Here is a 10,953-nt window from a genome sequence, read left to right on the forward strand (position 1 = left end):
AGAGCGCTGAAGCGCAACTACGTACCTCAACACGTACTTAACTTTTTACTGCTTGTTTTTTAGATCTATGAAAGAGCGCTGAAGCGCAACTACGTACCTTAAAACGTACTTAACTTTTCACTACTTGTCGAATTTCTTGCCAAAGCGATCGATATTCGGCAATCCCCGCATCTCCAAACGGCAGCAGAAAGTCGCTGGCGGCAAGAATTTTAGCATCCGGTAACAACACGGGATTGCTTCGCACATCGGCGGGCAAAGCCTCGGGTTTCATGCCGACAATTATCGGCGAACTAGCTTTAGCCAGCAAAGATAATTGAGGCGCAATCCGAGGTTGCAAGCAAAAATCAATCCATTTTTCCACTAACGAAACTGGCTTTTTTGATGCTGGTTGTACCCACAAATCCGTCCACAGTGCAGTTCCAGAAACTGGAATTACTACAGCAATATCCTTTTGAGTTTGTAACAGCGGCAGTACGTCACCAGATGAACCTACGGCTAACCAAGTATCACCTAAAATTAACGGTTGCAGGTATGTATCGGAACTGTAAAGCTTAGTTTGGGCGTGCAGATTTGCCAGTTCTTTTTTGAGGTTGGGAACTTTATCTAATTGCTGCGTGTTGTAAGATTTTCCGAGTTTTTTTAATGTTAAACCGATCACTTCTCTCGCGCTATCCGGTAGCGAAATTCGATCGCGCAATTCGACTCGCCACAAGTCACTCCAATCAGTCGGAGTCCACCCCAAATCCTTAAATTTGTCGGTTCGATAGGCAATTACCGTACTTCCCCAGCGGTAAGGTGCAGCCCAAACTTGACCTTTAGCGTCTAATTGGCCGTCAGCGTTACGCCGGACGAGTTTTTGCCATCTTTCGGGCAATTGCGACCAATTAGCAATTTTAGCAGGATCGATCGGCTGAATCAATTTTTGCCGAATTGCCAAAGTCAGCCAATAATCTCCCAACATCACCAAGTCAGCTTGATTTTTGGCTTCCGGTGTCCGTTTCCACTCCTGTAACAAAGCGAATAATTCTTTTAATTGCCCTTCCTGCGTTACCTGCAACTGCGGAGACGGTTGTAAATCGCGGCTAAATTTGCTTGCGAGTTGGGCCGGAATACCGTTTTTGAGCGATCGAATTTTGAGAGTGGGTTTCGAGTCGCAACCTGCCGCCAATTGACTTAAAGTTAGGGTGGCTGCGCCCAATAGCAAAGACCTTCGTTTCACCTGTGAATCCGCTTTTCTAAATATTGACCGATGTTTTGTGTTCTGCGACCCGGGAAATAATTGTTTGTCGAGTCCGGTAGTCCGCACCGATTTGTCTTATTTCTTTTTCCAACACATAGCCATTGTACTAGCTTCTGCTGCGATCGGAGTCGGTGCTCGTCTTGCCGTCAACTTACCGCCTCGTTTCTGAACTCCAAATTTCTTTGGGCTAATTTTGCCGGTCTTTGCGGGCGATCGCCTGTATCTGTGTTACATTCCTTAATATCAGGAAACCGCGAAAGCGCCACACTCTGCCGTTGGATGACGCTTTTTCCACAAACGAAGTGAAAAAGTCCTTTTAAATCCGCGACAGTTTAATAACTACAAAACCCGGTTGCTGTCTCCATAACAATCTCAACTCCCAAATCGAAAAATGGCAAATTGACTGCCGAGTCAATCTCACACTCCTGGAGGGACTCCCACTCTCAGAAGCCGAGTTTTTTTGTTTTTTTTAACTCTGATTGAAGGTTTGAACAAAGTATAGGAGTTAACAAACCTCGTTTCAGAATCCAAGAAAATCTAAAATCTAAAATCTAAAATCTAAAATCCTCAAGCTGAGTATCTCAACCTAGCGTCAGGATTGGGAAGACAACAATTACGTCAAAAATTAAATAATTTAGTGATAAATCCCACTTATGTAAAGATTTCCCTAATATGTAAAGATATAAGTTACTATTCCGAGGATGACTGTATGGAAGCGCTACGCCAGCAAGTTACAGCATTGACCCAACAAGTCGATGCTTTGTACAAACTCGTAGAAAACCTCAATGAAAAGTTATTGGAGTCCGCCAAGGAGACGAAGCTGGCCCAGCAGCATATGGACGATCGCTCCCTGACAGCAGGAAATCACAAAACCTCTCCCTATCAAAGCTACAGCAATCTCGACGGCATCCTCGGTCACAAGGACATACTGTTAGATGACAACTACTTCGACAAGAATTCTCAAAGTCTGGAAAAAGAGCTGACTTCCGAGATTCAAATCCAGCGCCTAACAGCTCAGCTAACAGCGGCTTACAATCGAATTGCTGCCTTAGAAGAACAGTTGGTCGCCAAAAGAATGCACTCACACGTAGGCGGGTCTAATTAAATATTGCTGCTGGCGATCGGCATGGATCGAGAGAGAAAATACAAGTTGCCTTGATTTATGCTCGTCTACTTATAGAGTCATTGAATAGAGTGTTTTGTCTCGCGAAATTCACAGGAGGAATACTGCATCAAAGCGAGATATTGTGTAGAATATTCTGTAAATCTGAAAGCAAAAATGCTACAGAAAATGATATAATTATTCAGCCCAAACAAAGCTAGTTGAGCAGCACAACGAGGTTGGCAGCTCGATCGCACATCTGAATTTTTCATATTTAATGCCTGATATTCCGACAGGCACGGAAAAGGAAAAACCCGGTTTTACTGTTGAATTTCACACCGCGAGGCTAGGGCTTCCACAGCTTGCAGAAGTTGGGTTGGAGTCCAATTCACAGCTAGGCCGCTGGCGATCGCACACGCACCCGCACCCACACCTTCCTTCACGTACCCGCGATCGTAAGCTTGCAGTTGCGGGTAGCGAGAACTGGCAAAACTTAGCTGTGCAGCCAACAGAGGGACACCGCCGATATCCGAGGCGAGTCCTACAGTGTCCCCTGTGGGGTCTTCCGCCACCCAGCGCGTAGTCCCCACCGCGACTTGTTCGGGACACCATAACAGCTCGTATTCCGTGGCTAAGGCTTGCATCAAAGCATACACTGCCAGCATTTGCGTGCCACCAGCCAAAAGTACCCCGCAAGTCCGACTCGCGGCGATCGCCATTCCCGCCACCGCTATTTGCATCGGATCGCCCACCGCCGCCACCAAATCCAGGGGGGTGCTATTTTTTCTGCCGATTTCCCACCCAGCATTATTGAGTCCCGCTGTCACCGCAGCCAATTTTTGAGCGTGATTGCAGGTAGGGTGAGAACTATTAACCTTACCCGCCGCTGCAATTCCCAAACCCATTAACACGCCCAAAGCAGTAGTCGTGCCACCAACTACGCACTCCCCTAAAATGACATAACTGCCATTAGTTTCGGCGGCCAATTTAGCGCCCCAAATTAATCCTTGTTCCAGCAAATGTTTGACTATTTCTAGTTCCAAAGCATTCCCAGAAGTTAGACACTTTGCCGCAGTACCGCCCAAATCAATTGTAGGTACGGGAGGCGGCAGGGGTAAACCTGCATTAAACAGGTAAAGGGGAATTTCCAAAGCTTCGACTACGGCGCGAGATATTAGCACCGGTGAGGCACCGGCTTCTAGGGGCGGCAAGGGATACTGCGGTGACGGTTGCGGGCCGTTATACAAAAATTCTGCATCGGCCAAACAAGTAAATTGTCGATCGCGCGGGGTTGCTCCTGCTGCCGAAATCCCCGGAATTAAGCCAGTTGCGGTGAATCCTAACACGCAGGCAAATATCGGTTTTTGTCCCCGATGGCGATCGAGCCACCGCTGGCCCTGTTCAATTTCTGTATAAACATGAATCATAATTAGTCAGTTGACAGTTGACAGTTGACAGTTGGCAGTAATAATCGGGGATTGGTAATGGGGAATTGGTAATGGGGAATTGGTAATGGGGAATTGGTAATGGGGAATTGGTAATTGCCGGAAAAACTAGAAAGAGGGAAAGCGGATAATTTGATTTTTTTCCTTCCCTCAACATCCATCTGTTAAATCTGTTACAAGATCCTTCTTCCCTCTTCCTTCTTCCCTCTTCCTTCTTCCCTCTTCCCTCTTCCTTCTTCCCTCTTCCTTCTTCCCTCTTCCTTCTTCCTTCTTCCCTCTTCCTTCTTCCCTCTTCCCTCTTCCTTCTTCCCTCTTCCCTCTTCCTTCTTCCTTCTTCCTGATGACTGATGACTAATGACTAATGACTTCCGATTACTCCTCATAATCGATTAAAACTTGCACCCAGCGCGGCGGCCGCGGAATCGGATTTCCCAAACGATCTAACAGCAGCAAAGCTACTAAATGCACTACAAATAAATATACAATATTGTTAATCAAAATCATCCCAGCGGCGATCGCCCCTATTGTACTCAAACTCGGCACGCTCAGCCAGCCCAGCTTCACAAATACCCATTCCACAATCTCTGTTACCTGGGCGGTTACATAAACCCAGAGATCTTGACCCACCAAAGCTGACAGCAGCCAAAACTTAAAAAAGAACCCGACAGCACCAATTACCGCCCCCACACTAATAGAGACAGACCAACTCGCTTTGCGCCGCCAAAGTCCTCCCAGTGCAACTCCCATAATTCCAAAAGGAATCACGTATAAAATGCTCCGCGTTGGGCCCATGAGTACCGACAGCAGCAAACCGGAAACCAAAGCTGACATCCAAGCCGCTCTGTTACCCCAGCGCAGGTAAACTAGGGCAATGGGCACCGGGAAAAAAACCCGCAGCAACGGGCCCAGGGGAAAGTAATAATTTATCAGCCAAATCAAGCTAGCGGTACTTGCCAAAAATGCCGTTTCTACGAGCCTCAAAGGCGCTTCTCCAGTGGGGGGCGTCCCCGGGTCGGAATTTTTGCGATCGCCAGCCATTGCTGAAAAAGTGGCGGTTTGTGGCTCATTATTGCTACTGGGTGAACTGCCTGAATTAGACGCGGCATCTGCTGACAAAAAATCACTCATCCGATTTTAGATTTTAGATTTTAGATTTTAGATTTTACAGGACTTACGTGCTACACGTCTGATTCCCGATTTGAGATTTTAGATTTGAGATTTTACAGAACTTGCCTGCTGCACGTCTGATTCCCAATTTTCCGATTTTCCGATTTTAAATTTTATCAGAAAGAATTGGTTGAAAGCCCCAAGCGCGATCGGGAGAAATTAAAATTAGACTATTCATTACCAGAAAGAATTGGTTGAAAGCCCCAAGTCTTCGAGGGAGAAATTAAAATTAGACTATTCATTACTCGAATACTTGGACTTAAAGGTAGAGGTAGCTCTCGAACTGTCAAGCGGTCAACTGTCAATTGTCAACTGTTGAATCCAATCTTCTTCTTTCTAGGTAGAGGTCGCTGTCAAGCGGTCAACTGTCAATTGTCAACTGAATAAAGTTTGATATTTTACGACACTGGCGGGCCATAAGATTAATTTCCGGTTTCACTATTTGGAGGCCTCGCCACCCAATTTAATATTGTTCGCACAAACCAGGTTTAGGTAGGAACGCCAGTCTTATTTTAGATTGATGTTCTCAGGAAAATTTTCAGCAGCATCATTTTTCAGCTTTGACTTCCTGAATTACAAATACCGAACAAGATGCGTGGTGAACGACATAATTGCTCACACTCCCGAGGAAAGCTTCTGTAAGCCCCGTGCGGCCGCGCCTCCCCACTACTATTAAATCTGCACCCCAAGTTTGGGCGTGTTCGCAGACACAATGCCCCGGATCGCCATCCATTTGGCAGTCAAATTCCACCTCCAATCCTTGTTTGGCTGCAACCTCGCTATAATTTTTCAGCAAACCCTCAGACTGTTTTACCTCCCTTTCCAGCCGCAAACGTTGAGCTTGATAAGCTTGATCCATTAACTCGGCATTCAAGCCCAAATCTACCGGAATTGGCACTGCCGTCTCGCCCAGCGAGTTGACAGTAACGCAGTGAAATAGCATCATCTTAGCTCGATCGATCGAGGCTAATTCTAAGGCTTGACTGAAGACGCGGCGGCCAAGTTCAGAATCATCGACGGCGGCGAAAATTTTCTTAAAACTCACAGCTTTACCTCCGGCGGGAAATCATCAATATCAGTTAGTTAACAGAGAGTGTTGTTGAATGAGATTCAAATTAACAATCTCTGATACTTCTAGAGTAACCCATAAATGGAGTTAATCGGAGTAAGTCACAATATTCCAATTATAGTTCACTTTTTTAACTCCTCTGTAGTCGCGTCTTTCAGTTTGCGGGAGCTAGTCCCAACCAAATAGAGCGTAGTAAGGTAGGAATTTTTAGGCAGTTTACCCTAGCCTAGTACAATCAAAGTGGTAGTCGCTAACACCGTTCTAGTTTGATTGCACACCGTCACGTATTACTACTTCAGGCTTTTAAGATTGAGCGTAGCTTCTAGTAGGTTGCGCTTGATTGCTTTTAATGCCACGTTTCGGGCAGCATTTAATCCAGAGTGAGCCTTGTACCCATCAGCAGTTGCCACCAATGCAGCTCCAGATTGATAGCCCTCAAATCGAAGTGAGTCAGACGGAAACTTAGCCCCTCTCCAAAGTGGTTCTCCCCACGGACTAAGGCGACTCGTATTCATCGGACTAACGCGAGTTGTCACAATTGCATAATCTTGATATGCGATTCGTTTGACTTGCTCAAAGACCTTTCCCTTTAGCCAGTAGGCACGCTTTTGATTTGATCTCCTAGAGAATTTGCCTTTTTTCGGGCGAAGATTGCCTAGGTGTTCAAAACTAATTACATCCACTTTCCAGTGTTTTGCAAACTCAACAAGTTCCCTTGAAACCGCTCTGGAAAAATTAATTTCTCTGGCCGTTATTGAGTCCCATCTTGATTTAGCAAAACCACGACTCACTATTTTGGCTTGTCTCATCTTGATTGCAATTTGTCCTAGATCCCGCTTCCTACGAGCTACGTGACGCGACTGGTTGATAAAGTGCCTAGCGATTTCAGTCGTTTCGCCTCTGTCGTTGGTTTCTAGAACAGTTGCAATGATAATAAACTTGTCTAAATCCATGTCAATCCCGCAGGTTCTAAATGCGGAGTTAGACATAATTCCCTTGATACCTCCTGTGGCAGGCACATATTTTTCTAAGGGGAAAACGAGCCATAAAGAACCATTTTGTACTTGAATTCTTGGAGAACCTTTTGTCCATTCTGTCGGAACATTAGGACATTGATATTGATGTTTGACCCATTTCCATGAATTCCCTACTCGCATTTTCAAAACAATGGAGAAACCATCATCCTCTTTCCACATCCCTGAATCGTAATGCGGGTTAAACCGGAATGCCCTAGGATGAACTGGAGGTTTGTGATCTCTCATTCGCTTCGGACGATGCAACCATTTTTGATAGGTTGAATTCCAGCTTTCGTAAGCACCGATGGCTTGTCGGATTGCGGCTCTTTTTAGCGGGGAAGGAAAGCCGCTAATAAACTGATGACCAGCGGTTAGTAATTCGTAGAATCGCCAGCCTCCCTTAGATTGCACGGGAATGCTTACGCCTTGAGGATTTTCAGCAATTAACAGGAAATAAAAATGCACTACTTCGTTGTAAGCATCCTTGGTTTCCTGCATATCAAATTTTGAGCGAATTAGTTTCGCTTTAACTGATTTGGTTGTAATTGAATATCCTTTTTGGCGTTTTAGCATTCTATAATGAAACTCCAATACACTCTAATTCGTCAATAGACGACAGATACATCGCGCTTAGCGCTCCAATATATACATAACCACTCCAGTATACTCCAATATTTCGTTTTGTAGTGATTAGACTAACAGACGCTCCAAGGCGTGTAGGTCGGGAATGCACAAAACGTCACGTTCGCGTTGAATAGTTCCTTTTTTTTCCAGCTTGCTCAGCACTCGCGTTACCGTTTCCCGAGCCAGCCCGCTGAGGCTACTTAATTCTCTGTGCGGCAGGTTGGGAATTTCTGTACCTCCACTGGACATTTTTTTCCCTTGCCCCTCTGCCAAAAATAATAGAATATCTGCTACTCGCGAGGTACTGTCAGACTCTCGCAAACGCAGGCGGCGGTTGACTTGTCGCAGGCGGCGGGCCATCAGTTGAGCTAGCCGAATGCCTGCGAGGGGCTCGGTATGAATGAGTTGCACAAAATCTTGAGCTGGCATATTGCCGATCAGTGTTGGGGCTAGGGTGATGACATCTGTCGATCGCGGTGCTTCTTCGATCGCTGCCATTTCCCCGAACAGTTCTCCTTTCCCTAAAATATTCAGCGTTACTTCTTTTCCGTCTAGATTGTAGGTGCGAATTTTCACCCAACCATCCAATATAAAATACACTGATGTTCCCCAGTCATTTTCTAGTAAAATCACTTGATTCGACGGATGACTGCGGGTAACGATGTGGACAGTTGCTCTCTCGATTACAGGGTCAGGCAAACCTGCAAAAAAAGGAGTAGAAACTATCAATTGATTTATATTTGACTGCGGATCTCGGGCGTTAAAGCGGTCTTCCATGAGGCCATCATCTTAATTTATGCGCTTGAGCTGCGCTGGGCAGTTAGAAATAGCTTGCAGCCGAGTCATTCGAGCGATTTGAGATTCAAGCATTTGAGGAACAAGGAGCTAAAAATCGGCAATTTTTCCTCTAAAGTTTTGCGGTCAAAGGTCGAATATGGGAATTATTGACGCGATCCCCGGCATAAATGCGCGGGAATTCTCAAAGGTTGCATTCCGGTGCGATCGCATCCACACCTTCACGCTTTCTTCTTCCTGTCTCTTAGGCTCTTAACTAGACCGTTTCCGGTTCCCGTCAGACCGCCTCCACAGGCAATTTCTTTAATGTCTACGAAGCGTCCCTCCGCCGACAATCCTTGAAAACCGAATAACTTGAGCGGCTGCTACATCTCGATGTGTTGTATACCCACACTCAGGGCAATTATGCACTCGTTCATCAAGTGCTTTCTTGCCAGTGTGACTATCACAATTCGGACAAACCTGAGAAGTGTAATCCTTGTTTACCTTCTCAAAATGTACTCCCCGTTTCCAGCACACCCACGACATAATCGCGATGAATTGACCGAAACCAGCATCTAAGGTGTGTTTGCCAAACCTACCTTTTGCCCAGACTCGAAAATCGATATCTTCAACAAATATCATTCCCGCATCTAGGGCTAGGTCATGAGCTAATTTAAACTGCCAATCTTTTCTGGTATCGGTAACACGCTGATGCAGCCTAGCAATTTTTCTATTCAACTTATGACGGTTGTTAGAGCCTTTCTTCTTGTTCTTGAGCCGACGTTGCAGCAATTTAAGCTTGCGGTGTTCGACCTTGAGCAACTTAGGACGTTTAACTAATTTGCCTTCAGAAGTTGCTAAAAATTGGTCTAAACCTAGATCTATGCCAACGGGGAATCCCTGTGCAACTGGTTGAGGAACATTAACATCACATTCTAAGAAAAGTATGACGAAATATCCACTAGCCTTCCGGACAATTTGAGCTTGCTTGATTGCAAACTCATTAGGAATCTCTCTTGATTTAATGAATTCAACAATGCCTAACTGTGGGAGTTTAATAGTATTTCCTTGGAGGCAATTTTTGAGCATTTGGGGAAATACAAACGACCGCATTCGGTATTTATTCTTAAATCTTGGGAATCCCATTCCCTTACGTTTCATGTCTAGGAAGGCTGTTTCCAGCTTTCTTAACACCTGTTGAAGCATCTTTTTGTGTTAACCGTTTTAAGTTCGGGAAACAACTCTTTAGCTTTGGTTAGCTCCGCTGCCTGATTGTAATAATTTGGGTAGGGAGCATCAGCCGGAATAATGTACTCGCGAGCGATCGAGCAAGCATTAATCGGACATTTACGAGAGTTAATCCAGTCTTTACGCTCTCTCAATGCGTAGTTCCAAACCTTACGACAAATTACCAGAGTTCTTTCGATTTGAGAAATCTGCTTGTCTGTCGGCTTTAGTTTGTACTCGTAACTGAGATTTAGCATGATTCTTGACTAGCTCTACAAAATATTATATCATTTTGTAGATACTATGACAATAACGAAATCTCACTCTTGTCACTGGCATTGCCTTAGCCTCCGGTTAGCTTTCATGTCCGTCTTGAAAGGACGGGGTTCTCAGCATATTTTTTATAGCCTCAAGCTCTGATTGGGAGCTAGAAACTAAAGACTATACCATAATTGTTTAGATACATACCGCCGAGTAAATTTTATTAACAAAATTTTAGCAGCGCAGCAAGGGACTGAGCGATCGAGTTAGCGAAGACAATGACTTCGCGATGACAAGCTTAACACTGCTGAGAGATTTGTTGTCAGCAGGCCCGACAGTCGATCGGCTAGCGGAAGCACAAGTCCGCCCACGGGACAGACAGCGACCACATCCGATTGCAACTCTCTGGAACCAGTCAAATGTCAGCACTACCAAGAAAATCCACACCAATTTCCAGTCTAAAGGTTGGCACTCTTGGCAACCGAAACCGACGCAGTTTCGAGCAATTTTTTATGCTACCCCGAGATTATTGTACCATTAATCTCTAACCATGAACACAGATCGAAAGCTATCATAAAAGGTTGTTCAAATCGACTGCATGGGGACAAGCCCGAATCCGGGCATCCCAAAATCGCAGATTGTTTGAGGTTTTTCCCAAGTCTGTAGTCTGTAAAAGATGGAAACAAAAATTTACCAGAAAGAATTGGTTGAAAGCCCCAAGCCTGCTCGGGAGAAATTAAAATCAGACTATTCATTGCTCCAATCCTCGGACTTAAGGGTAGAGGTCGCTCTCAAACTGTCAACTGTCAACTGTCAACTGTCAACTGTTGAACGCATTACCTGAGGAGAGAGTGGCACCCAGCCACCGCCCCAAGCTCGGGGTTAGGAACTGTAACTTAATTTATGGACAAAGCTACCCATCCTTGACTATTTGGGTAGCTTTTTGAGCAAATTGTGGCGGCGCGAGACTATTTGCCCGTAGTTCAATTTGTTTTTGCCTCCGTGCCATTGGATGACAGATGTGG

General features: G+C 45.3%; 12 protein-coding genes. 3 read left to right on the forward strand and 9 right to left on the reverse strand.

The annotated features are described in order from the left end of the window. Positions 1-109: 109 nt before the first annotated feature. Complete coding sequence (locus tag JGK11_RS31025; RefSeq protein ID WP_293214257.1) at positions 110-1,219, reverse strand: extracellular solute-binding protein; 1,110 nt, start codon at positions 1,217-1,219, stop codon at positions 110-112. A 64-nt stretch (positions 1,220-1,283) separates the two neighbouring features. Between JGK11_RS31025 and JGK11_RS31030 the strand changes: the two genes are divergently transcribed. Continuing rightward, positions 1,284-1,409, forward strand: a complete 126-nt coding sequence (locus JGK11_RS31030) for a hypothetical protein (protein ID WP_293192712.1) — start codon at positions 1,284-1,286, stop codon at positions 1,407-1,409. 540 nt (positions 1,410-1,949) lie between these two features. Next, complete coding sequence (locus JGK11_RS31035; RefSeq protein WP_293186862.1) at positions 1,950-2,345, forward strand: hypothetical protein; 396 nt, start codon at positions 1,950-1,952, stop codon at positions 2,343-2,345. A gap of 317 nt (positions 2,346-2,662) precedes the next feature. On the opposite strand, the gene cobT is transcribed toward JGK11_RS31035, so the two are convergent. The 8 genes from cobT to JGK11_RS32995 all read right to left on the reverse strand — a co-directional run bounded on the left by cobT (position 2,663) and on the right by JGK11_RS32995 (position 9,924). Continuing rightward, positions 2,663-3,769 (reverse strand): nicotinate mononucleotide-dependent phosphoribosyltransferase CobT, encoded by a 1,107-nt coding sequence (cobT, locus tag JGK11_RS31040; RefSeq protein WP_293186861.1) that lies wholly within the window; start codon positions 3,767-3,769, stop codon positions 2,663-2,665. Positions 3,770-3,960: 191 nt separating this feature from the next. After that, positions 3,961-4,170, reverse strand: a complete 210-nt coding sequence (locus JGK11_RS31045) for a hypothetical protein (protein ID WP_293186859.1) — start codon at positions 4,168-4,170, stop codon at positions 3,961-3,963. After that, positions 4,160-4,915, reverse strand: coding sequence for a DUF2232 domain-containing protein (locus JGK11_RS31050; protein WP_293186858.1), 756 nt, complete (start codon positions 4,913-4,915; stop codon positions 4,160-4,162). The genes JGK11_RS31045 and JGK11_RS31050 overlap by 11 nt, the downstream gene beginning before the upstream one ends. A gap of 586 nt (positions 4,916-5,501) precedes the next feature. Then, complete coding sequence (locus tag JGK11_RS31055; protein ID WP_293152300.1) at positions 5,502-5,999, reverse strand: universal stress protein; 498 nt, start codon at positions 5,997-5,999, stop codon at positions 5,502-5,504. A gap of 314 nt (positions 6,000-6,313) precedes the next feature. Then, positions 6,314-7,612 carry a hypothetical protein gene (locus JGK11_RS31060; protein ID WP_293186857.1) on the reverse strand — a complete coding sequence of 433 codons (1,299 nt, stop codon included), beginning with the start codon at positions 7,610-7,612 and terminating at the stop codon, positions 6,314-6,316. 117 nt (positions 7,613-7,729) lie between these two features. After that, a complete protein-coding gene (locus JGK11_RS31065) occupies positions 7,730-8,440 on the reverse strand; it encodes a Crp/Fnr family transcriptional regulator (protein WP_293152297.1) in 711 nt (236 codons plus the stop codon). Positions 8,441-8,761: 321 nt separating this feature from the next. After that, positions 8,762-9,646, reverse strand: coding sequence for a transposase (locus tag JGK11_RS31070; protein WP_325315608.1), 885 nt, complete (start codon positions 9,644-9,646; stop codon positions 8,762-8,764). After that, a complete protein-coding gene (locus JGK11_RS32995) occupies positions 9,628-9,924 on the reverse strand; it encodes a helix-turn-helix domain-containing protein (protein ID WP_325315607.1) in 297 nt (98 codons plus the stop codon). Before JGK11_RS32995 ends, JGK11_RS31070 begins: the two co-directional genes overlap by 19 nt. A gap of 293 nt (positions 9,925-10,217) precedes the next feature. On the opposite strand from JGK11_RS32995, the gene JGK11_RS31075 reads away from it, so the two are divergent. After that, on the forward strand, positions 10,218-10,469 hold the full coding sequence (locus tag JGK11_RS31075; RefSeq protein ID WP_293186856.1) for a hypothetical protein: 252 nt from the start codon (positions 10,218-10,220) through the stop codon (positions 10,467-10,469). Positions 10,470-10,953: the final 484 nt, after the last annotated feature.

Origin of the sequence: Microcoleus sp. PH2017_34_RAT_O_A (assembly GCF_020737885.1) — a bacterium.
Classification (GTDB): Bacteria; Cyanobacteriota; Cyanobacteriia; order Cyanobacteriales; family Microcoleaceae; genus Microcoleus.